The organism is Desulfogranum aggregans (assembly GCF_055398265.1).
Map to the genome: position 1 here is coordinate 1,069,369 of NZ_AP042447.1, position 23,512 is coordinate 1,092,880.

General features: G+C 51.9%; 20 protein-coding genes and 1 tRNA gene. 6 read left to right on the forward strand and 15 right to left on the reverse strand.

From position 1 onward, the window contains the following. Positions 1-122: 122 nt before the first annotated feature. Positions 123-689, forward strand: coding sequence for a flavodoxin family protein (locus tag ACZ52Z_RS04935; protein ID WP_464269641.1), 567 nt, complete (start codon positions 123-125; stop codon positions 687-689). Between the two features lie 339 nt (positions 690-1,028). Next, the gene (locus tag ACZ52Z_RS04940) at positions 1,029-3,857 is read left to right on the forward strand and encodes an FAD-binding and (Fe-S)-binding domain-containing protein (protein ID WP_464269642.1); all 2,829 of its coding nucleotides are present in this window, start codon (positions 1,029-1,031) and stop codon (positions 3,855-3,857) included. A 56-nt stretch (positions 3,858-3,913) separates the two neighbouring features. On the opposite strand, the gene ndk is transcribed toward ACZ52Z_RS04940, so the two are convergent. Together ndk and ACZ52Z_RS04950 are read right to left on the reverse strand one after the other, a co-directional pair. After that, entirely contained in the window at positions 3,914-4,330 is a 417-nt protein-coding gene (ndk, locus tag ACZ52Z_RS04945; RefSeq protein ID WP_464269643.1) for a nucleoside-diphosphate kinase, read from the reverse strand. A 143-nt stretch (positions 4,331-4,473) separates the two neighbouring features. After that, complete coding sequence (locus tag ACZ52Z_RS04950; protein ID WP_464269644.1) at positions 4,474-5,640, reverse strand: ABC transporter substrate-binding protein; 1,167 nt, start codon at positions 5,638-5,640, stop codon at positions 4,474-4,476. Between the two features lie 375 nt (positions 5,641-6,015). On the opposite strand from ACZ52Z_RS04950, the gene ACZ52Z_RS04955 reads away from it, so the two are divergent. After that, a complete protein-coding gene (locus ACZ52Z_RS04955) occupies positions 6,016-6,948 on the forward strand; it encodes an ATP-binding protein (protein WP_464269645.1) in 933 nt (310 codons plus the stop codon). Between the two features lie 10 nt (positions 6,949-6,958). Here ACZ52Z_RS04955 and ACZ52Z_RS04960 read toward each other — a convergent pair whose 3' ends face one another. Continuing rightward, complete coding sequence (locus ACZ52Z_RS04960) at positions 6,959-7,741, reverse strand: SIR2 family NAD-dependent protein deacylase (RefSeq protein WP_464269646.1); 783 nt, start codon at positions 7,739-7,741, stop codon at positions 6,959-6,961. Between the two features lie 225 nt (positions 7,742-7,966). Between ACZ52Z_RS04960 and ACZ52Z_RS04965 the strand changes: the two genes are divergently transcribed. Next, entirely contained in the window at positions 7,967-8,212 is a 246-nt protein-coding gene (locus ACZ52Z_RS04965; protein WP_464269647.1) for a hypothetical protein, read from the forward strand. Between the two features lie 136 nt (positions 8,213-8,348). On the opposite strand, the gene ACZ52Z_RS04970 is transcribed toward ACZ52Z_RS04965, so the two are convergent. The 3 genes from ACZ52Z_RS04970 to ACZ52Z_RS04980 form a co-directional block, all read right to left on the reverse strand. Beyond that, positions 8,349-8,425 (reverse strand) — tRNA-His (locus ACZ52Z_RS04970). Between the two features lie 58 nt (positions 8,426-8,483). Continuing rightward, positions 8,484-9,134 (reverse strand): zinc ribbon domain-containing protein, encoded by a 651-nt coding sequence (locus ACZ52Z_RS04975; RefSeq protein WP_464269648.1) that lies wholly within the window; start codon positions 9,132-9,134, stop codon positions 8,484-8,486. A 197-nt stretch (positions 9,135-9,331) separates the two neighbouring features. Beyond that, positions 9,332-11,014 carry a prephenate dehydratase domain-containing protein gene (locus ACZ52Z_RS04980; protein ID WP_464269649.1) on the reverse strand — a complete coding sequence of 561 codons (1,683 nt, stop codon included), beginning with the start codon at positions 11,012-11,014 and terminating at the stop codon, positions 9,332-9,334. Positions 11,015-11,201: 187 nt separating this feature from the next. On the opposite strand from ACZ52Z_RS04980, the gene ACZ52Z_RS04985 reads away from it, so the two are divergent. Further along, on the forward strand, positions 11,202-14,165 hold the full coding sequence (locus tag ACZ52Z_RS04985) for a DEAD/DEAH box helicase (RefSeq protein WP_464269650.1): 2,964 nt from the start codon (positions 11,202-11,204) through the stop codon (positions 14,163-14,165). Here the strand turns inward: ACZ52Z_RS04985 and ACZ52Z_RS04990 are convergent. The 7 genes from ACZ52Z_RS04990 to tolQ form a co-directional block, all read right to left on the reverse strand. Then, a complete protein-coding gene (locus ACZ52Z_RS04990) occupies positions 14,141-14,599 on the reverse strand; it encodes an SH3 domain-containing protein (RefSeq protein ID WP_464269651.1) in 459 nt (152 codons plus the stop codon). The two genes, ACZ52Z_RS04985 and ACZ52Z_RS04990, sit on opposite strands and share 25 nt — an antisense overlap. A 12-nt stretch (positions 14,600-14,611) precedes the next feature. Next, positions 14,612-15,385, reverse strand: coding sequence for a TlyA family RNA methyltransferase (locus ACZ52Z_RS04995; RefSeq protein ID WP_464269652.1), 774 nt, complete (start codon positions 15,383-15,385; stop codon positions 14,612-14,614). Positions 15,386-15,414: 29 nt separating this feature from the next. Then, entirely contained in the window at positions 15,415-16,455 is a 1,041-nt protein-coding gene (locus ACZ52Z_RS05000; protein ID WP_464269653.1) for a tetratricopeptide repeat protein, read from the reverse strand. A 207-nt stretch (positions 16,456-16,662) separates the two neighbouring features. Continuing rightward, positions 16,663-17,961 carry a protein TolB gene (locus ACZ52Z_RS05005; RefSeq protein WP_464269654.1) on the reverse strand — a complete coding sequence of 433 codons (1,299 nt, stop codon included), beginning with the start codon at positions 17,959-17,961 and terminating at the stop codon, positions 16,663-16,665. 23 nt (positions 17,962-17,984) lie between these two features. Then, the gene (gene tolA / locus ACZ52Z_RS05010) at positions 17,985-18,971 is read right to left on the reverse strand and encodes a cell envelope integrity protein TolA (RefSeq protein ID WP_464269655.1); all 987 of its coding nucleotides are present in this window, start codon (positions 18,969-18,971) and stop codon (positions 17,985-17,987) included. 12 nt (positions 18,972-18,983) lie between these two features. Further along, the gene (gene tolR / locus ACZ52Z_RS05015) at positions 18,984-19,403 is read right to left on the reverse strand and encodes a protein TolR (protein WP_464269656.1); all 420 of its coding nucleotides are present in this window, start codon (positions 19,401-19,403) and stop codon (positions 18,984-18,986) included. A gap of 7 nt (positions 19,404-19,410) precedes the next feature. Then, positions 19,411-20,103, reverse strand: a complete 693-nt coding sequence (gene tolQ / locus ACZ52Z_RS05020) for a protein TolQ (RefSeq protein ID WP_464269657.1) — start codon at positions 20,101-20,103, stop codon at positions 19,411-19,413. Between the two features lie 373 nt (positions 20,104-20,476). Here tolQ and ACZ52Z_RS05025 point away from each other — a divergent pair, with 373 nt between their 5' ends. Further along, complete coding sequence (locus tag ACZ52Z_RS05025) at positions 20,477-21,397, forward strand: NAD(P)/FAD-dependent oxidoreductase (RefSeq protein WP_464269658.1); 921 nt, start codon at positions 20,477-20,479, stop codon at positions 21,395-21,397. A 104-nt stretch (positions 21,398-21,501) separates the two neighbouring features. Here the strand turns inward: ACZ52Z_RS05025 and yjgA are convergent, their stop codons facing one another. Continuing rightward, the gene (gene yjgA, locus ACZ52Z_RS05030) at positions 21,502-22,035 is read right to left on the reverse strand and encodes a ribosome biogenesis factor YjgA (RefSeq protein WP_464269659.1); all 534 of its coding nucleotides are present in this window, start codon (positions 22,033-22,035) and stop codon (positions 21,502-21,504) included. A 103-nt stretch (positions 22,036-22,138) separates the two neighbouring features. Next, entirely contained in the window at positions 22,139-23,365 is a 1,227-nt protein-coding gene (gene coaBC, locus ACZ52Z_RS05035; RefSeq protein WP_464269660.1) for a bifunctional phosphopantothenoylcysteine decarboxylase/phosphopantothenate--cysteine ligase CoaBC, read from the reverse strand. Between the last annotated feature and the right edge of the window lie 147 nt (positions 23,366-23,512).

Here is a 23,512-nt window from a genome sequence, read left to right on the forward strand (position 1 = left end):
CCCTGAAAGAAATTTCTGGGTAGGCATGGGGTCGGTGCCCGGTGTATGATGAATATCCGCATATCACACCAAAAGACGAAGGGGAGGCTTTCCCTACAACCAACTATCTTTAAGGAGAAATAATGAATATCCTCGTACTGGAAGGCGGCGCCAGGAAAAAAGGAAACACTGCCACCCTGGTCGGATGGGTTACCGAAGAACTGATGGCCATGGGCCATACGGTACGCTCGGAGTACCTGCAGAGCAAAACCATTAAAGGCTGTCTGGGATGCGGCGAATGCAAAAAGGTCTCCGACCGGGTTGCCTGCATTCAACAGGATGATGCCCTTGCCATTTTAGACCGGATCGTCCAGTCAGACCTGGTTATCCTTACCTCGCCCCTCTATTTCTGGGGCCTTGCCGGCCCGCTCAAAAGCCTGATCGATCGGACATACAGCCTCTACACCGGCTATCACCAACCTGATCACGACTCACTGGTGAAAAACCAGCGACAGGCACTGGTCATGACCGGCGGCGGGCCCTATGAAAACAATGCTGAACCGGTCTTTGAAGCATTCAGGAAAATGCAAGCTCCCCACATGGCCCGCAATGTTGGTGAGCTCTATATCGGCGGTTGCAAGGCACCTGGCGTTCTGGACGAAACCGCCAGGGAAAAGGCTATTGCCTTTGCCCGCGAGGCAGTCAGATAAAGACCACCCCTCTCCTCTCCCCTGACCGCTTACTCGCTTACTGCGTGGCAGGAACTGGCAGTGGTGCCGCTCTCAACCAAGCCACGCCAAAAGGGAGCAGCCATTTTTTTCTGCAGTCGTGCCCTATTCCCGTTGGGTCTAGCATTGCACCAGCAAACAAATTGGTATCTTGGTAATATCAATATTTATAATATATAAAATATTAATATATATATACAAAAAAATACTGAATCGCAGAAAAAAGTACCAATTTTCCATTTCCCGCTTCTTTTTCCTGGATTTTTCCTCCTCACCGTCCTATTGTAATGAGAATTATTCCCAAAACATGTGAGGTTTTCAATGCTCCCCGGCAACTACAAGCTTTTTCATAATCGCATAAAAAAGGCCATTGAACCGGAAAAAATCATCACCGATCCGCTGCAGACCATCACTTTTGGTACTGATGCCAGCTTTTACCGCTTAATACCGAAAATTGTCATTAACGTGGAAACCGAACGAGAAGTGCAGTTGATTATCCGCGAGGCTGGCAAGCTCAAGCTGCCGATCACGTTCAGAGCTGCCGGAACCAGCCTGTCCGGCCAGGCCATTTCAGATTCGATTTTGGTCAGGCTGGGCAAAGGGTGGGACAACTACCGGGTTTTTGATGGTGCCCGAAAAATACAACTTCAACCTGGAATTATAGGTGGCCATGCCAACCAGATTCTCGCTGAATTCGGAAAAAAGATCGGTCCCGACCCTGCCTCCATTGACAGCGCCAAGATTGGCGGCATCCTGGCCAACAATGCCAGTGGGATGTGTTGCGGGGTTGAAGAAAACAGCTATCAGACGCTTCACACCATGCGAATAATCACCGCGGACGGTACCATTGTCGATACCGCCGATGACAAGAGCAAAGCTGCCTTCTGCAGGAGTCACGGGCACCTGCTCAATGCACTCACTGAGCTACGGCAAAACGTTCTCGAAGATGAGCAACTTGCCGAGCGCATCCGGTATAAATTTAAAATAAAAAATACCACTGGGTACAGCCTCAACGCTTTGCTTGATTTCTCCGATCCCTTTGAGATCATGCAGCACCTGATGATCGGTTCCGAAGGGACCCTGGGGTTTATCAGCGATGTGGTATATACAACCGTGATTGAGCATGCCCATAAGGCCAGCGCACTCATCCTCTACCCGGACGTCAACACTGCCTGCCAGGCAATCCCCATACTGCAGAAGCAACCGGTTTCAGCGGCTGAACTCATGGATCGGGCCGGCCTGGCCTCGGTTTCCGGGAAACCAGGTATGCCCGATTACCTTGAGGATCTCGGGCCGACAGTTACCGCTCTGCTGGTAGAGACCAGGGCCGAAACAGAGGTGGAACTCACGGCGCAGATACAACAGGTTACTGCCAGCATCAAGGATCTGGAGACCGTGATGCCGACGACCTTTACCTCCATCCCCGAGGAATACGGAAAACTCTGGACTATCCGCAAAGGGCTCTTCCCTGCAGTGGGTGCGGTGCGGGAAACCGGCACAACGGTTATCATCGAAGACGTTGCCTTTCCCGGAGCACACCTGGCTGATGCGGCGCTTGATCTCCAGGCATTGTTCAAGAAGTACCGCTACGATGAGGCCATCATTTTCGGGCATGCGCTGGACGGAAACCTGCATTTTGTCTTTACCCAGGATTTTTCCATTGAAAGTGAAGTGGTCCGCTACCGCCAGTTCATGGACGAAGTTGTGGAGATGGTCGTTGAAAAGTATGATGGATCGCTCAAAGCCGAGCATGGAACAGGGCGCAACATGGCCCCTTTCGTTGAAAAAGAGTGGGGTGATGCGGCGTTTGCCCTGATGAAGGATATCAAAGCCATCTTTGATCCCCACGGACTGCTCAATCCGGGAGTGATTCTCAATGATGACCTGGAAACCCACATCAAGAACCTCAAGCCCTTACCCCCTACCCATGAGTTGGTGGACAAATGTATTGAGTGCGGTTTCTGCGAACCGATCTGTCCATCCAAGAACATCACCTTCACCCCGCGCCAAAGGATAGCCGGTCGTCGCGAGATCAGTCGGCAAATGGCAGCAAATGAAAAACCGACACGGGTCAATAACCTGGTCAAATTATACCGGTATCCGGGAAAGGATACCTGTGCCGCGGACAGCCTCTGTGCCACCAGGTGTCCAGTGGGCATAGATACCGGCAAGCTGGTGAAAACGCTTCGCAGCGAGGCCAACGGAGCCTTAGCCGACAAGGTGGCGGATTGGGTGGCCGGCAACTTCGGTCTCATTGCCAAGGGCATTGATACGACCCTTGCCGGGGTGGACGCCATCCACAAGCTCACTGGCACAGAATTCATGCAGGTGGTCGCAGCAGCAATGAGAAAGGGCTCGCTGGATAAGCTGCCTCTCTGGAATAAAGAGATGCCAACCGGATCCCCCAAGCTGAAACCAGAACAGATCGACCCGAACAACCCGCTCAAGGTTGTCTATTTTCCCAGCTGCGCCAGTCGCGCAATGGGTGGTCCCGCCCGCGAGGAAACCCAACGGGATCCGCTGCCACAGAAGACATTTTCACTTCTGAAAAAAGGTGGCTACGCAGTTATTCTTCCCGAAAACTTGGGGCGGCTCTGTTGCGGGCAGGCCTTTGAAAGCAAGGGATTTATGGAGCAGGCCGACCACAAGGCAGAAGAACTCAACCAGGCTTTACTGCAGGCAAGCAACAACGGTGAACTTCCCATTTTATGCGATACCAGTCCGTGCCTGATGCGAATGCGAAACACCCTGGACAAACGGCTGCAGCTCTTCGAACCGATAGAATTTGTCCTCACCTTCCTGATGGACCGGCTGACTTTTCACCGGAAAACCGCCAAGGTTGCGGTTCACCCGACCTGCAGTACCCGTAAAATGGGATTGGAGCATCGCCTCAAGGAGTTGGCGCAACGATGCGCCACTGAGGTTGTCTGGCCCGAGCATATTTACTGCTGTGGATTTGCCGGTGACCGGGGATTTAATTTCCCAGAACTCAACAGCTCAGCGTTGGAAGGACTGCATGAGCATGTCTGCGAATGCGACGCTGGCTATTCAACCAGCAAGACGTGTGAAATTGGTCTTTCACTCCATGGCGATATCCCCTATCGCTCGATATTGTATTTGGTTGATGAGGCAACCGAACCGACCGCGTAAACCAACAACGGGCACCTTCAAGGTGCCCGTTATTCGATCTCTCAACGTCTTTTCCGCTACATCAGCAGCTCAAGACCAGCAAAAAAATAATCAATCTCAAACGCTGCAGTTTCAGGCGCATCAGAACCGTGGGTGGCATTGGCCTCCAACGAATCACCGAACTCTTTGCGAAGAGTTCCCTCGGCAGCGTCGGCCGGGTTGGTGGCGCCCATCAGATCACGCCACTTCTGAATTGCGTTGTCTGCTTCAAGCACCATCACAATGCAGGGGCCACTGGACATGAAGTCCGTGAGTTCACCGAAAAATGGTCGTTCTCGGTGTACATGATAAAACCCCTCCGCCTCTTTCTTGCTGAGCAGCAGTTTTTTCAACCCCACGATGGTAAACCCTTCCGCATAGATACGATCAATTATCTTTCCGGCATTGCCGGCGGCAAAAGCGTTTGGCTTGATAATGGCAAATGTTTTTTCCATGGGTAAGATCCTCTTATAGCTCCGGTTATCAATTCAATGTGCAAACAACCTCTCATTTACGATCGAGAGCTATACCATGATCTTTGCGATTGTGGCAACAGTGGATCAACAATTGATTCGCCGCTGGCCTGCAAAACCGTTTCCTACTCCTGGTCACCCAACAGCGCGAACTGCCCATCCTTGACCGTCAGCATGAAAAAGTCATCCAGCGCGAGGCCACTGTGATCTTCAGGGGAAAAATTAAAAATACCGGCAGTCCCTATCATGCCGCGTATGGATTCAATAGCCGCCCTCACTTTTTCACGATCATCGCCACCCTGCTCCATGGCCTTGGCAAGGATAGTCATGGCGTCATAGGTATGTCCGCCAAAGGTGGATACCGGTTCATTGAACTTCTCCACATAGGCTCTGGTATATTTCAATAGAAAATCCCGCTGCGGGCCTTCAGGCAGGCTTTCGGCGACCATCAGCTTGCTTGCCGGAAAAATAATCCCCTCGGCTGCAGCACCTGCGGCCTCGACATACTTGATGTTGGCAAAGCCATGGCTCTGAAACAGGGGAACATCCCAGCCTGCCTGCCGGATGTTCCTGGCTACAATGGATTGGGCCGGAACGATGGACCAGTTGATGACGGCCTGGATCGCGGAGTTAGCTTTTAACTTTGCAACCGCTGCCGAAAGGTCGGTGGCCTTTTTGTCGTAGACCTCCATGGCAACAATTTCGATCCCATATTCCGGAGCAATCATTTCCAGTTGCTTTTTACCGGCCTTGCCAAAGCCTGTGTTGCCGGCCAGCACAGCAATGGTAGAAATGCCCATGTCCTTCATGGTCATATAGATCCGACGCGCTGCCAAACTGTCACTGGGTGCAGTCTTGAACACATAAGACGCTACCGGATTAACAATCAGCTCGGCCGAAGCGCAGGAAATAAGAATCGTCTTTCCCTGCTGACAGATCTTTTTAATTTTCAGGGTTTCTCCGCTGGTCGAAGGCCCGATAATGGCAAAAACCTTTTCCTCTTCAATAAGCTGGCGCGCAAAAGATATGGCTTTTTCCGGACTTCCTCCGGAATCTTTCACGATCAACTCGATCTGCTTGCCGTTGATGCCGCCGTTGGCATTAATTTCATCCACCAGCATCCGCAGCGAACGGCTCTCCGGGCCACCTAAAAAAGATGCCGGACCGGTTTCAGCGAGAATTGCTCCGATTTTATACGTCCCGGCAGCCATCGCCCCACCCGCCCATACCATGGCACACAGGAATACCAGGCAGACTCCCAGAAAAACCAATTTTCGTCCCTTTATTCGCATCACTTGCCTCCTCTTTACGCTTGTTTGCTCGTCACTGCAGAAGCTGCAGAGACGCCAACCCGCCAATGGCTGACGGCCTTAACCAATTTGATTCTACTGCCTGCCCCTGAAGACCGATTGAAGATCAGCAACTCAACCATCTGGCAAACAACATAAATCCAACCATTTATTCCAGAAAGCTCCACGCAAGTCAACCTTTCCCGCTTGCCGGCGCTTTTTGATGCTTTTCAGCAAACAGCGCATTGCAATGTAGGGAGGAGGAATATTTATTGCCAATGTGGTAGATTGCCAGCTAATGGTGACCTTTTTTTCCTTGTTCCTGAAGCAGTAAAGGTCCAGCGTCACTGACTCCAGTCCTGCTGCAGAGGTAGACTCATGCTCTTTCCCCGCCGCTCAACCAGACAGTTTATTCGCGAAGCATGGCGAACGCCGTCTTTTTCTCTAGGCAACTGGATCCACGGTTATGTGTATGGCCGCTGGGTATACCAGTATATCAGCATAGGCAAAGGCACCCATCCGCTTGCTCGACTCATCTGGCCAACGACTGTTTTCTTTTCTCGCCTGAAATCACTGTTTCCGAAAAGAAAAAGGGGGCAACCGGAGATCACCTTCAGCGACACCTACCATGGCAAAGTCATTGCAGTGGAAGAGGCAAAAAAACTGGTCACCGTCAACCAGACGATAACGGTCACCGATTTGGAGCAGGTGATCCCCTACCAAAGAGCACGTAGTATCATTTTGCATAACCCCGAACAGATTGTTGTTCTTGATTGCCCATGCAGGATGGCGAGTTCCTCCCCCTGTTCTCCGATCGATGTCTGCCTGATCATCGGCGAACCCTTTGCCTCCTTTGTCGCAGAACACCACCCCCACAGATCCAGAAGAATAAACCGGGCTGATGCCCTTGATATTCTTGAGCAGGAACACCGACGGGGACATGTGCAGCACGCCTTCTTCAAGGAAGCGATGCTTAACCGCTTCTATGCCATCTGCAACTGCTGCAGTTGCTGCTGTGGAGCTATTTCTGCATGGAAAAACGATATCCCGATGCTGGCTCCCTCAGGCTACGCGGCCTCAATAGATGGGGAGCAGTGCACGAGTTGCGGCACCTGCATCGACCACTGTCCATTTGAAGCAATATCCTTTACCGCAGGATCAGTTGCCCAGATAGCGTTCGATCGCTGCCTGGGCTGCGGCGTATGTGTCGACGCCTGTTGCTTCAACGCTATCAGCCTGAAAAAAGATCCGGAAAAAGGAGAGCCATTGGTGATTGACGCGCTCCTGGGACATTCAGTAAAACGGGTATAACCATCACCGTTCATTGCGCCTGGACAAGTTCAACCAGCCAGGGCAGCGTATCGGTCACATCCCCCTGAAAACAATAGTCCACCCCACTGTCTCTGGAAGAAGACAGCAGATTGGTCAGGGCGTGTTCCTGGTTGAATTCGAAAACCATCCCCCCCTGCCGCTTAACCAGTACCGGAATGTCGGCTGCTGGATACACTTGGGCGGAAGTGCCGATAACCAGCAGCAGATCGGTTTTTCGGGCGATAGCCATGATCCGCCTATATTCGCGCACATCCTCTCCATAGAGTACCACGTTGGGCTTTAGAGGAAAAGTGCACTTGGGACAGGCTACATAGCTGCTTGCCTGATAATGTTTTTCCTCAACCGGCACCTGGAAACGACAATGCAGGCAATGCAGGTGTTGGTGATCCCCATGCATTTCGATGACCTGGCTGCTCCCGGCCTGCTGATGCAGGCGATCAACATTCTGGGTAATGATCGCTTTGAGCACACCAATCTGCTCCAATTGTGCCAGGGCAGAATGCGCAGGATTCGGTTCTTTTCCCCAAATGGTCCGCCCGAGTTCGCGGTAGAGTTTCCATGCTTTTTCAGGGTGCCGCTCAAAGACATCCAGGGTTGCATATTCTTCCGGAGCAAATATGCTCCACAGTCCGCCAGGGCTACGAAAATCCGGAATGCCGGATGGTACGGATATTCCGGCACCGGTAAGGGCAACCGGGTACGTAGCCGAACAGAGGGCGGTTACGGCCGCTTCCTGGTGACTACTTCGGGTAAATGGAAAAATCCTTTGCATAATCCTGCCTCCTTTGCAGGCTATAAGCGACAAAACGGGGCATCCAGGAGCTAAAAAATACATTTTTACGAAAAAAAAGAATATTTTTTTCCTTTTCTCTGGAAAAAATGCGCGTTGTTTCGTTCACTGTAGGAAAAACATATTCATTTTCAACATATTACACCGCATAAAAAAATGGAACACTTCCTGCTAGGGTAATAATAAAATATGTATGGAGGTAATTCTATGATAGTTTTCGCATGCACTCCCTATTTCAAGGAGTTGATTCACAGCTCTGATAAACGATCAACCACGCTGCTTTTTCAGACCGCCTGTCAGGTACTGGCACCGCAATTGGACAAGGTAGATGGCGCAGAATTCTGCAAGGCGCTTGGGGTGACGGATGATTATATCCCGCTGTTTTACAGCTACACCAAAAGTCGTCAACATCCACATGAAAGGGAAGCACGACGTTCTGTTTCTCAACATTGAGTGCGCCGCCTCTCTATAAATCTTTACAAGAAGCAGTACACTCCGCCCACCGTGTGAACACACCAGATATGGCCTGTTGATCAGGCAAAAAAAAAGCGTTTCAAGACCAGGTCTTGAAACGCTTTTTTTCGATTTGTGGGGTGAGCGATGGGACTTGAACCCACGACCTCCGAGGCCACAACCCGGTGCTACCACCAGCTGAGCTACGCTCACCACTGAACGTCAGGCTATATACCCTTAAGCAGCCTTTTTGGCAAGCAGAAAGTAACGCTCACACCTCTTTCTGGCAATGTTTACAGACCTTGGCCCGACTTTTTATCAGTTCAGCACAGTATGGGCACTCCCGTAAAAAATGACTGCCCAGAATCCTACTAATAGCCAGATTCACGCTCTGTTCAAGGTCAGTGTCCCGAAAAGAAAAATTGCGTAAAGGTTCAATACATTCAGTATCATTGAGGGCAACCAGCAGATCGGCTGCGCGCTGACGATCTTCCTTTTTCGCCTGTTCATCGAGCAGCAGAGTTAATACCGGCTGCAGATCACCTTTCTCCACACAGGTTTCAAGAGCGGCAACGGCCTCTCGCTCCGCCTGGTATCGAGCGCTCTGCTGCTTCATTCCCTCTACATCAACGATGCTTCCTTTAAAGGCATTATTACCGGCAACCATCATGTTGTAGGTTTCCTTGGAGTTGGGAATCTCCATATAGCGATAGGAGCCGACATGTCCATACTGGTCTTCGATGTACTTCCAGCCTTTGACAAAGAGTGGACACTCATCATTGAGGCAGATAAACAGGTATTCCGATCCCCAGCCAAGCCCGTCACCAACATGTACAGGTGGAGCATGACAGAGTTTCAGCTCCTCTTTACAATGAGGACAGGTGTGTTTTTCCTTAAGATATTTCAATGCAGTAGACAACATGGAGAATAACGCTCCTTGATCAAAGAATGGTTAGCTTCCTATCCGACGGCGTCACGGAGAACCGATTTTCTCTGGATGACCTTCAACTCCGGGCAACAGGTTTGCCTGACACCGGTTGGCGTATAGGGTTTAACAACACACAAGAATGACTTGCGGATCAAAGTAACCATTGGCTTTCGGTTGGTCAACAAGGCAGATCAAATCATTTTGCCCAGGACCTTGTCCACCGCTTTTGCCTGCTCCATCCTTGCGCGCAGAAAAGAGTCGCTGAAATGTCGGGCGTTGCCGGTAATCATAGAACATAAACTGTCGATGTCTCCTTCATCGGCCAGTGCCATCGTTTGCTGCAGGTTGCGGAGAAAATCTATCACAATCTTGTTCCCCGCCCCTGATGTAGACAGTATTTCAGCGTAGGTTCGAGGATTTTGTGAGTGAACCCTGGCCATGGCCAGAATGGGATAGAGCGAGGTCAGGGTACTGTGGCTGGCAATTTCTTCACTGCTGATGGCATTTTCCTGCAGGGTCATGGCCAGAGCAACGGAAATGGCAGTGGGTAACTTTTGACCGACCCCCATCAAAAGATCATGCTTGTTGGGCGAATCATGATAGATATCTGCCCCGTGTTTATAGAGAAAGGCCTCAAATTCGCTGCAAAACAGCCCACTTCTGGATGTCCGAACCACCACTGCATTCTTATCCTTCATCGTAGCGGCCTGGGGCCCCCACAGATTATGCACCAGCATAACCTCAACGGTCTCCGAGGTTGTCTCCAGGGCCGTATTGACGGTTTTTTCCGATTCGCCTGCCAAAAGGATCAGGGCTTTGTTGGGAGCGATCATCGGTCCGTACCTGCGGACCGTTGCCGTGGTAACGGATATGGGGACGCAAATAACCACCACATCCACATAGCGAATCATTTCCTCTGGACGGAGCGACGTTGAACGACCGCTTAAAAAGACCTTGTACCCTTCGCTCTCAAGACGATCGGCAAACCACTTGCTCATTGCGCCGGTTCCGATAAAGCCGAAGGAACGGATGTGTTTGGTTCGCATGTCTATTCTGGGAAAACTTCCCAGCACCCGAATAGCACCGGGTTGTTGAATAACCCTGGTTTCTATATGCTGCAGTGCACTGCTCATCGCATCGGTGCTGACATGCCCTTCGGCTTCAATATATATCTGCAGCTTCTGGGTTTTTATGTCGTTTTCCGAGCGCATGTCAAGGATGTTAATTCCACGCTGGGAAAGTTCCTGGAGGATATCGACAAGCAAACCGACACGATCATCAAGGGGGACGGTGACAAATGTCGTTGCATCATACCCGGTTGGTTTGGCCAGCTGATGAGCAAAAACAGCAAAGCGTGTACGATTGTGGGGCGCAACCTCGCGTTCGAGAATATGCAGGCCGTTTGCCGTCAGATTGTCCACTGTATCAATAAATCCCACATCACTCCGCTGCTCACGAAGCATTGTTTCCATGATGGCGTGGGTATCGCCGACCTGCATCCGGTCAACATCAGGGAGGAACCGGTCGATAAAATCCGCACACTGGCTGAAAACCTCGCTTCTCCCTACCAGCAACGTGAGGGAGTTAATCGCGGTATCCGGTTGGACGGTCCCCAGCGACAGGTCAGAATGAATAATCACATTGTCCACCCAGTACCCTGCCTGCAGAAGGTCGAAAATCCGAAAGGAATGTTTATTCTCTCCCTCACGGGTGTTATAAATGGGCAATATAGCGCAATCCACATCGTGATTGACGAAAGAGGAGATCACTTTCACCGCACTTGAATGGATACGCAAGACGGCGTCATCAGCATATTTTTTTGCTGCTTTCCAGGATAGGGATTGACGGGGGCCAAGGGTGGCAATGGTGAGCATGGAAGAACCCTATAAAATGTACATGGCGAACAGACGTCCCGGCAAAGGGCGCGCCCTGCGAGAGTAGAATCCGGAGAAGGATCCGGCACCGGCATGGATAACACTGGTCTAGTCTCCAGCCTGGTGCAGGCTACAACTGGATCATAGTATAAGATTTTCTAAAAATAACAAACCCTATTAGTTCCACATGGCACGCCCTTCCCAACCTTCGACGGTTACAGAATATCTTTCCGCACTCAAACAATCGGAGCAATTCGGCCCGCAGGTTGTTGCCCACCAGACCAGCCCGGCATGCGAGGGGAAGTATGTCAAACCGACAATTCTCTCTTCACCCCTCCAGCGCATGCTCGAAGCCGATGGTATCACAGCTCTCTATTCCCATCAGACCGAGGCGATCCAACACGTTCTGAACGGACGTGATGTGATTGTCTCAACCGCCACGGCATCCGGCAAAAGCCTAATCTACACCCTGCCGGTCTTTGAGCGCATCCTCACCGACCCAGAGGCCAAGGGTCTTTTCCTGTTTCCTCTGAAGGCCCTGGCACAGGACCAGTTGAAGACCGTAACCGGCCTGTACACCAACCTGAGCTCCCCGCCCCTGCCAAAGGACAAGATCGCTGCCATCTACGACGGGGATACCTCCAGCTATCGCCGCAAAAAAATACGAGAATTGCCACCGGGGATCGTGATTACCAATCCGGATATGCTGCATCTCTCGCTGCTCCCCTACCATGATTCCTGGGCTCACTTTCTCTCCCGCCTTGCCTATATCGTCATTGACGAGGTACACACCTACAGGGGCATTTTCGGCTCCCATATCGCCTGGGTACTGCGTCGGCTCAACAGGCTCTGTGCACGCTATGACTGCCACCCGACCTACATCATGACCTCGGCCACCGTCGGCAACCCCGCAGAACTGGCACGCAACCTGACCGGAAAAAATTGTCTCTGCATAGAGGCTTCAGGGGCGGCACAGGCTACCAAGCATACCCTGCTGCTTAATCCGTTCGACTCAGCAGCTGGCGCTGCAACTTCCCTGCTTGAGGCGGCCGCGCACAGAAAACTTCGAACCATTATTTACACCCAATCAAGGAAAATGACGGAGTTGATCACGGTCTGGACAGCACGCCGTTTAGCAGATCAGCAGCAGCGAATTGCCTCCTACCGGGCGGGCTTTCTCCCCGAAGATCGCCGGCAGATTGAAAAAAAGCTGGTTTCCGGCGAATTACTGGGCGTGATATCCACCTCTGCTCTGGAGTTGGGAATCGATATCGGATCGCTCGATATCTGTATAATGGTCGGCTATCCGGGATCAATTATGGCAGCGCGGCAACGTGCGGGAAGAGTGGGCAGAAACCATCGTGATTCACTGGTCATCCTCATCGGCCATGAAGATGCCATGGATCAATTCTTTATGCGTCACCCGGAAGAGTATTTTGACCGCGACGTTGAATCAGTTACCCTCAACCCGAGCAACCACCTGATCACGCAGCAGCACCTTGTCTGCGCTGCTGCCGAGTTCCCGCTTCATCATGACGAAAAGTTTCTCCAGGAATTTGCACTCCACGGTATCCTGGACACGCTGACGGCAGAGGGTGCATTGCTGCAGTCCGCAGACGGCAACACCTGGTTTGCAGCCCTGAAATACCCGCAACGTCGGGTAAATATCAGAGGCGGCGGCACGCCGTTTCGCATCCTGCTGTCTTCCAGCGGGGAAACACTGGGGGAGATTGATGGGTTCAGGGCCGCCAAGGAGTGTCACCAGGGCGCCATTTATCTCCACATGGCGCGAAGCTACCTGGTTGATCGATTGGACTGGGAAGAAAAATGTGTGCAGGTCACTGCCAAAAACGTCAACTATTTCACCCGGGTGCTGACCACCAAGTCCACAGAAATCCTGGAAACGCTCTTACACGATCGGGTAGGCGGCATCGAGGTCGGGTTTGGGCGATTACGGGTAACCGAACATATCACCGGCTTTCTTCGTATCCTTTCCGGGAGCATGCAGGTCATTGGCAAACACCCGCTGGAACTTCCACCTCAGATTTTTGAAACAGAAGGATTCTGGCTTGTGCTGCCTCCGCATATTCAACGGGAATGTGAACATCAACGCCTGCATTTCATGGGCGGTATTCATGCCATGGAACACGCCTTGATCGGGATGATGCCGCTTTTCGTACTCTGCGACCGCAATGATATCGGAGGGATTTCCCATCCATGGCATGACCAGCTCCAACACTCGGCTGTATTTGTTTATGATGGCCATGCGGGTGGTATGGGACTTAGCCGGGAGGCCTTTTCCCTGATGAAAAAACTGCTGCTGCAGACCAGCAGGGCCGTGAAGTCCTGCGCCTGCGAGGCTGGCTGCCCCAGTTGCGTCCACTCGCCAAAATGCGGTTCCGGCAACCGTCCCATTGACAAGCATGCCTGCATAACGATCATGGAGGCCATTCTCCATCCCGCAGCGAGCTTCTTGCCAAGCGTCGCCCCCCTGCAGTGTGTTGTTCCGTTCCCTGTTAGCGGCGGTGGTGATGAGCCGGCATGTCCGCTGCCGAAAAATTACTGTGTTTTTGACGTGGAGACCAGACGATCCGCCCAAGAGGTTGGCGGATGGCATCGAGCAGCCGGCATGGGCTTAAGCGTTGGCGTGGTCTACGACAGCAGAAAAGACGTGTTCCTCCATTTTACCGAAGACAACGTAAGTGACCTGGTGGAGTCCCTGTTTACCTACGACCTGGTTGTGGGATTCAACAACAAGCGCTTTGATAACAAGGTCCTGTCTGCCTATACTTCAAAAAGCCTGGCCAGACTTCCCTCTTTCGACATCCTGGAAGTAATATACAACCAGCTTGGTTATCGTCTCAGCCTCGATCACCTGGCCGAACAGACACTGGGAAGGCACAAACAGGGCAGTGGACTACAGGCACTGAAGTGGTTCAAGCAAGGGGAAATGAAAAAACTGGCTGCCTATTGCCAGGAAGATGTGCAGCTCACCAACGATCTGTTTCTCTTTGGGTTCCGGCAGCAGTACCTGCTCTTTCAAAACAAAGCTAAACAATCGGTACGGCTGCCGGTGAATTTTCAGCGGGTGGTGCTCAAGCTCCTCGGCCAGTCTCCGCAGGAAGATTATGGCCAGACAAGGTTTCCATAAATCCACCCCTGTAATTTGGGATGACTTACCTGGATCCATTCTCCCTTGGTGCTCACCTTTTTCAGGATTACATCACGAAAGACCGACCCTGCCTTCTCGAAATTGGTGCCAGGGCCAGTGCGTACATTTCCTTCCTCAACCTTGACAATCACATACGAAGAGCTGGATATCAGGGTATCGAAAATCCACCCTTTGTCGCCTTCAAAATCCTCGACTTTGACCCACTGGCCTTTCCTGGATAAAACCTGCAACGGGTAATTGGCAGGCAGCTGGTAGATCACCTCATAATTCGTTCCAGGGCCGGAGCGCAGATTGACGCCATCCTTGGCAACACTCACAAAATCTGCTGCTATACCGATGGCAACCGTTGCCCCTACAAATATAAAGGCCATGAAGGCCGACAGGAACGTTTTTGCGACAACTTTGTGTTTCATTGTACTCTCCTTTTAATCTATCACCTGTTCATCAGTGCGATGCATCACATCCTTTCCGCTCAGCAGAATAAAAAATTCCTGGTTACCTTTGGTCCCACACACTGGAGAAGGAACGACGTTGACGGTTTCCAGTCCGAGTGCGGCAGCATGGTCAATGACCATGTCAATAGCCTCCTGATGCAGAGCCTGGTCTACCACCACGCCACCAGGGGCAATTTTTTCCTGAGCAAGTTGAAATTGCGGTTTTATGAGTGCCAGAATCATGACCGAATCCTGAAAAAATTGCAAAATCGGGGCCAGCAAGGCATTGAGCGAGATAAAGGAAGCATCAATGACGCATAGATCCACAGATTCGGGGATCTCTCTGCTGGTCAGGAAACGGGCATTGGTCCGTTCAAGCACCACAACCCGTGGATCCTGGCGAATTTTCCAGTCAAGGATACCGTATCCGACATCCACACAGTACACGCGACGGGCATCATTTTGGAGGAGGCAGTCGGTGAATCCCCCGGTTGAGCTGCCAATATCCAGGCAGACATACCCTCCCGGATCGATGCCCAAATGGGCCAAGGTCGGTGCAAGCTTGTCTCCACCTCGGCTGACAAACCTCCTGGTATGAGTACGACTGATCTTTGCCTGTTCCTGGTGCTGGCTGGCGGGATTTTCACGTACAATTCCGTTAACCCTTATTTCACCTGCCAGGATAAGCTGTTGCGCTTCACCCCGGTTTGCTGCCAGATGCCGTTGTACCAGCAGGGTATCAAGTCGTTGTTTTCTTTTTCCCACCTGATCAAGTCCGGCGGCCTTTCCCTGGCTTAAAGGTTGGCAAGTCGACTTTTTGCCTGACCGGCTTCAGGACTGCTGGCGTAATCATTGATAAGCTTTTTATAGATTATCTTGGCCGTCTCATGGTCGGTAAGCTTCTCAAACGACATCCCCTGCTTCAACAGGGCCTGGGGAGTAAGAGCACTTCTGGCATGGTTGGAGATAACTTTTTGGTAATCAAGAATGGCCAGATCATACTCCCCCTGGAAAAAAAGGCTCTCCCCCATGTAAAAAAGGGTTTCCGCAGCCCTGGTTCCCTGCGGATTTTCCGACAGCACCTGCTCAAAGCCCCGGTAAGCGTCCTGATATTTTTTTGCACGATACTGCTGCATGGCCTGAGAAAACGGCTCTGCGGTTGCGTCCGGAACGGCAATGGTTTCCACCTCTGCAGGCGAGGATTGCGGTGCTGGGCTCACGCTGCTGGTGCTGGCCGGCTGGGGAGCAGATCCGCCATCGACAACTGTTGCGTTTCCCACTTTGACTTTCTTTTTCACCGGCCGGACTTGGACACTGGGCATCCCACTACCTGCTGCTGCTGCCACAACCGTCTGCCTTTTGGCCTCTTCAGCCCTGCGCGCGGCTTCTCGGGCTCGTTGCTGTGCTTCTTGAACGCGCTGCTGCTGTTCCTTTTCAAAAGTAGAACGTAAAAAAGCCACCTGCTGCTCCAGAGCCGTAATCTTCATCTCAGTCTCAGCCATTTTCGTCTGTTGCTCTGTTTGCATAGCCTCAATGGCGGCCTGAAGGTTGGCGATATCCTCTTTGGCCTGCTCCTTGTACAGGCTTGTCTGATGCGCACTCTCTTCAATCATCGACTGCAAGCGCAGCGTTTCGCTTTCTACCTGGTCAATCTTGTTTACGGAACTGGCCTGGCGTTTCTGCACCTGGTTGACAGTGGTGTTCTTCACATCATCAACCTTTTGATTCACGGCGCGAAGTTGATAGTTCAGTTCCCGCACCTCATCCTGCGTCGCACATTGAGTCAGCAGCAGCAAAGAACAGCCTGCCACAGTAAGATTTCGAACAATTTTCATGGATGCTCCCTTTCTTTGGCTCTCGATACCGGTTATGGAAAACCACCCGTTTTACTCAGCTGCATTTCAGTGGCCTACTGCCGTAGGAACACTACATGCCTCAGGGGTAAAACCTTGGACAATATTGTTTTGAACACCGTTGTTTCTCGCTGCTATCAGCGGGACTGCGCCTGTAGCTGGACGGTGTTTTCCTCCCTTGCGCGGGGCTCAGCGAACCGCAGGTGACCACCGCGGATAGGCTTTGTTCCCTGTAAACGGAAAAAGAACCCGCAATCCTTTTCCGTTTCTCCCAATTGCACAGATGTCCGACTTACCGTTGCGTTTCCGGGAAAATGCCAGCATTTTTCCGTCCGGTGACCAGGTAGGTGATTCATAATCTCCCCAGGCACTGGTTAACTGACGTACGTTACCTCCCTGCGGATCCATGGTAAACAACTGATTATGTCCGTCAACAAGACCGGAAAAAGCAATAAGGTCACCTTTGGGCGACCATACTGGTTCACTGTTCTCGGAGCCTGCACTGGAAAAGGTCAGCCGCTGCTCTCTGTCGCCGTTGGAATCCATGGTATAAATCTGGGGCCTTCCACTCCGGTCAGAGACAAAAACTATTTTTTTTCCGTCAGGGGCAAATGAAGGAGAGACATTGATCCCGGATCGAGAGGTCAATCGCTTGAGAATTTTTCCTCTCCTGTCGAGACGGTACAGGTCTGGAGCCCCATCCTTGCTCAGTGTGAGGACCATGGATTGGCCATCGGGAGCAAAGGCCGGAGCAAGATTCATCCCTTTTCTTCTGGACAGGGACCTGGTAATCTCACGCTGACGCAGATCAGTAATATAAAGGTCCTGGTTCCCACGGTGGTAGGTGGTATAGGCGAGAAAATTGCCGTCCGGGGTAAAACGCGGTGAAACAGCCAGGTGGCGATGCTTGGTCACCTGTCGTTGATCGCGACCGAGAATATCGGCCACATAGACCTCTTTTCTTCCGGTTGCATCGGAAATGTAGGCAATGGAGGTTCTACTGATACCAGGTTCACCGGTAAACTCTTCGATGAGGGCATCGGCAAGCCGAAGAACCATGTCATCCTGCTGCATGACCGTTCCCCGGTATCGCCTGCCGGCGAGCAGGGCGTTTTCCGTGACATCCAGCAACCGCCCTTCGATGACCATGTCCTCTCCAGATTGCGAATATTTGCCGACTACCGTATAGTCGACCCCCAGTGCGCGCCAATCAACATTCTCCATCCCTGCATAGCGACTGGAGTCGACCAGTTCAATAAAACCATGAATTTCCAGCGCCCGACCAATCAGTTCGGCCATCTCCATCCCCTGTTTCCGCCCTGCAGCCCCCCCTGCTTCAGCAAAAGGCGGTACAGCAACGACTACTTTGCGCACGTCAGCAGCGGTAATATCAAGGTAAACCCGCTCAGCATGGACATTTGCAGAGAACCAACAGAGGATAAACAGCAGGGTGACAACGGTTGAAATCGAATGGTATAAACGGTGCATATCTCTTTTTACGGGGGATAGAATTACATTTCAAGGTTGCCTGGACGAAAACGCAGGCCAACCTCAATGGTACGTTCCTTCATCAGATTGGGAAACCTCGGCATGGGCGCCGCACTATGCAGGGTTTTTACCACGAGTTGGTTAAAAAACGCATCTTTGGATTTTTTCTCCACAGTAGTGCTCAGCACCTGGCCGTTCTGGTTGATGACCACCACTACCCGGGCTTCCAGGCTGGGGTCCCATTTGCGCATTTCCGGCAGCACCCAGAATCCCTGTATGTGCTGATAGAGCGCGGCATAGTACTGCTGCGCAACAACGGATTGCACTTTACTTCGCCCTGAATTTCCAGACTTTCTCGACGGTACAGCGCTTTGTGATTGGGTTACAGCTCCTTGTCGCCGATACATCTCAGCCAGGGCCTGGCGAGCATCGCGCGCTGCCCTATCCGCCTCTTTTCGAGCCTGCTCTGCTCTTGCCAAGGCCGCTGCCTTTCGTTGACGTTCTTGCTCAAGTCGTTCCTGACGCTGCCGTTCCAGGCGTTGCTGTTCCTTCTCACGAAGGGCAGCAGCCCGCTCCTCTCGTGCCTTTTCCTCTGCCAGTCGCGTGTCTGCCGCCTTTTTTATTTTTCTTTTCAGCGGCTTAACCGAAACTGGTTGCGCTGCCACCACCGGTTCAGGCGGAACCTCAGGTTCCAGGGGAACGGCAACAGGCTCAAGAGCCTCTTCCACCGGTTCAGGCTCAGGCGGGAGGGAAGGCTCTTGTTCCACCGGAGGTTGCTGCTGAACGGCGGGCGCATCCTGGGTTTGCGCAGGCGGCTCCGGAAGCGAAACCAGGTCAACAATCACCGCCTCATCAAGCAAGGGTCGCTGGCTGAGCAGGTCGGGGGCTATCAGCGACCACCCAAGAACACCCAGGTGGAGTCCAACGGCAACCAGTACAGCAAAACGCCAACGATTGTCGTCCTTTTGCTGATGGGAATAAAAATCAGATTCCGTGATGTTAACAGCCATTTGGCAGCCGGATCAGTCTTTCTTGTCAGCAGGAACGGTAATCATCCCCAACTTGGTGAAACCAGCCGATCGAATATCCGCCATGGTCGCGACGACAAAACCATAGGGAACGCTTTTATCGGCACGAAGATATACTGGCTGCTCCCGTTTTTCTTCCGGGAGCTGCGACAGCTGCTGCACCAATAGTCCCTGGTTGACCTTCACCTTACCCAGGTATAACTCGCCCTGCTCATTAATGGAAACCAAAACCGGTTCTTCCTGCTGGCGGAGCGCCTTGGCTGTGGTCGCCGGCAGATCCACCTCCAGCCCCTGGGTCATCATGGGTGCGGTAACCATAAAAATAATCAGCAGCACCAGCATGACATCAACCAGGGGGGTCACATTGATTTCTGCGACAAAGCCCCTTTTGTTTTTAGATCCTACAGGTCCCATTCCCATGTCAGCCCCGTGCAAAAATGTCGCGTTCGATGAGGTTGAGAAAATCGGAACTGAAATGTTCAATACATGATTCCGACTCGGCAAGTTTGTTGGAATAATAATTATAAAAAATAACTGCCGGTATAGCCACAGCCAATCCGGCAGCAGTGGCCACGAGAGCCTCGGATATACCCGGTGCGACAACTGCCAGTGAGGCGGAGCCGCGTTCGCCGATATCCTTGAACGATGTCATGATTCCCCAGACCGTACCGAACAGACCGATAAATGGAGTGGCAGAGCCGGTGGTCGCCAGAAAGGAAAGAAATCTCGACATCCGGTCACTTTCCATCAGTTGCGCCTTTCGCACCGAGCGCTTCAGGTTCTCCATGGTGGCCATCTGCATATCAAGGGTTGCAGCACCCTCTCCAGCGGCCTGAGCCTCACTGATTTTTTTCAGCTCGGCATAGCCGGTAATAAATACTGCAGCTTCGGGACTTTGCGGAAAAGTCTGTGCTGAGTTGTAGGCCTCGTTCAGGGTTTTGCAGTTCCAAAATACGTCGAGAAAATCAAGTGATGCGTTATGAGACCGTTTGAACATCAGGTGTTTCATAATGATAATCGACCAGGAAACAACGGAAAAAATGAGCAGGGTTATCATGACAAGCTTGACCATGAGGCCCGCATTCAGCATCATTTCAATAATTGACAAAGTCACAGCGTACCTATTTTTAAATTCACTAAGGATTAAACACTCAAGATCACGAACCGGCGAGTTTCTCCGATCCTTCTTTTCAGGCAAAGAGTGTGCCTGAAAAATGAGGGCAGCTCATGACCGATGGATTGACAGTACAGCCTGCTGTCCTCTTGCGGGCGGTTTACTCGATACGGGTAACTACAGGTTAAACAAGGAATAATCAGCACCAGCCATCATTAAAAACACAAGATCAAATTATAAATGAAAACAATAATTCTGTCGACCTCGTTCTAAGGATGGTGTAGAAATATTTTCCAGGTGCGTCAGCATGACCAGTACCCTGCGGCATATATGCTTCCAGGGTTTTATCATACACTCACAGGAGGAATCAACAATGCCTGAATCCCTTTTCGATGTCGTGATTATTGGAGCCGGACCTGCAGGAATACAGGCAGCTATTCATGCATCGAGAAAAAAAACCCGGGTACTTATGCTCGGTCGCATAGAAAATTCTGCTCTCTACGGCGCACACATAGAAAACTATGCCTTTGTTCCGGGAGTGTCCGATGGCTGCGACATTCTGCGCGCCGGTGTGAAACAAGCCCTCTCCTTTGGCACGGAAACCTCGCACGAAGACGTATTGAAAATCTCCCGCAGGGACGATGAATGCTTTGATGTGGAGCTGGAAACCGGACGAACGGTCACCAGCCGCAGCTTGATTTTCGCCATGGGTGTCGCAAAGAAGAAACTGAACGTTCCCGGGGAAAAGGATTTTTCCGGACGCGGAGTCAGCTATTGTGTTGACTGCGACGCCAACTTCTACCGCGGAGCGACCGTGGCGGTTACCGGCGACAGAAGCGCTGCTGTTGACGGGGCCTTGACCCTGCTGGATTATGCTGCAAAGGTGTACCTGATAGCCGGCGACCTCGATGTTTCCAAGGAACTCGCAGATAAACTGCATGCAAGCGACGTCGAGTTTATCGATAGTGCCATTCAAGAAATCAATGGAGAGCACGCCGTAGGCTCAGTCAGCCTGGAAAACGGCCAAACCCTTGATACCGAGGGCGTATTTATTGAGCTCGGCTCCAAGGGGGCCCTTGAACTGGCCACTCAGGTGGATGTGCAGCTTGATCTGGAGACATTCAAGTATATCGCAACCAACAAGCAACAGGAAACCAACATTGCCGGAATCTATGCGGCCGGCGACATTGTCGGTCCTCCATACCAGATGGCAAAGGCTGTCGGTGAAGGATGCGTGGCCGGTATGGCAGCCGCTACCTATGCCCGGGCACAGAAAAGAAAGGAAACTGCTTAGCCCTGCACATATTTCCCTCTTCGGCATGCCGCCCTATAGCGGTTGCGGACTGTCGAAGAGGGCGTGTTTTTCCCCCTGCTGCGGAATCCTTTCGCCCGCTTCCCCTATTTCTCCATTTGCTGCTGTTCCTTTAAAGCCATCAGGTATCGAAAAATCTCCCTGCTATGGCGGGGGTTTCTGGTTTGAACGAAAAGATAGGCCAGCCTGAGCACCAGTGAACGATCCACATCAGGCAACGTATGGGCTATATCGTCTATCAGCTGGGAGTGCCACTGCTCTGACCACTCCATTGCTTCAGCTTGGCAACGTTTCTTTTCTGCAAGCGCTTCGTTAATCAGGCTATCGCGCCAATACTCCACCTCATGCAGCTGTTTGTTTTTTGCCAACGCGGCCCCTTTCTGAGCAGAGAGGAAGGCATACGTATCCTCAAGAGGGACATCTCTGAGCAACTTGGTGATATATTTAAGCTGCCTTTTTTTTGCCCCTCCCTTCAACGCTCCGGCTTCCTTGAGCAGCACACGTACCTCCTCCGAAACGGGACATCGGTCAATGAGCGGCAGCGGCAAGGTAGCCAATTCACCTACCAGTTTTTCCACTTCCTTTATCCGCCGCTTTTGCTCCGATCTGCTTATCTGCACTACTATCCCTCCGTCAATGTGCCTTTCGGCCGGCAGAGCTGCTGCGCCAAGAGCCGCGTCTCTGCGAACCAACCATGTTTTTTCTCAGCAAAAGCGTCGCTCGTTACTGCCCTTGCAGGAGGTGAACCACCCTGTTCAATATCTGATTGGCGGTCCCCTCTTTAGAGAGCAGTGGCACTCCTGTACACCCGGTACGATCAATAAGGGTAACCTGGTTGGTATCGACATCGAATCCTGTTGTTTTACCAAGAATGTCATTCACCACGATCAGGTCCAGGTTTTTCTGTCGTAATTTGCGTTCTCCCTCTGCCTGATGGTTTTCGCTCTCCGCCGCAAATCCGACCAGGAGCTTCTGCCCGGCCATTTCTTTGCCCAGCCGTGCAAGAATGTCGGTATTCCGGACCAACTCAAGAACAAAATCATCAGCATGTTTTTTGATCTTATGTTCTCTGGCTGTTGCGGGCCGATAATCTGCCACTGCTGCCGCTTTGATAATGACCGTTGCCTCGGCGGCATGGTGGAATACAGCCTTTTCCATTTCTGATGCGGAGCGTACGTTGATGCACTCCACCTCTGGAGGGACCGACAAATTAACCGGGCCACTAATTAAAGTAACCCGCGCTCCTCTTCGTACGGCTGCTCTGGCCAACGCGTAGCCCATCTTACCGCTGGATCGATTGGTCAAATAACGGGCCGGATCAATTGCTTCCTGTGTTGGACCGGCAGTGATGAGCAGATGCTGCCCATGCAGATCGTCAGGGGAAAGCGCCTGAAGCAGCTTTTCCCTTGCGGACTGCCAATCGGGCAGTCTGCCGTCACCAATTTCACCGCAAGCCAGCGAACCGCTGTCAGGGGCTACAACATGGTAGCCATAGACCTTCAGCCGGGTGATATTTGCCTGGGTTGCAGGATGCATAAACATGTTGGTATTCATCGCCGGACAGACGACCACCGGTTTTTGCGCAGCCAACACGGTGGTGGAAACAAGGTCATCGGCCACCCCATGACTCAAACGGAAAATGGTCTGAGCGGTTGCCGGGGCAATCAGCAGAATATCATGATCCCTTGAGAGGTTGATATGGGACATGACCCCCTCGGGATCCTCTTCATACATGTCGTGGTAGACCCGATTGCCGGACAATGCGGAAAAAGTGAGCGGTGAGATGAACTGCCGCCCGGCATCGGTCATCATTACCGTTACCAGTGCCTCTTCCTTGACCAGTTCACGTACCCATTCAGCCGCCTTGTATGCAGCAATGGATCCGGTAACGCCCAGCAGAACGCGTATGCCATGAAGGCCGGGATTGTTGAGGCTCACTAATTCCATCATAGCCATTTACTGTAGTGATATGTCAATAAAGGTTCGCTGTTATCTCCTCAACAGCCTGAAGAGATGTCAACGGGAGGAGGATGTCAGGTTGTTTCTAGCGCAGCACCAAGCGCAAAGAGCACTACCGTACCACCCCAGCCAGTTGGG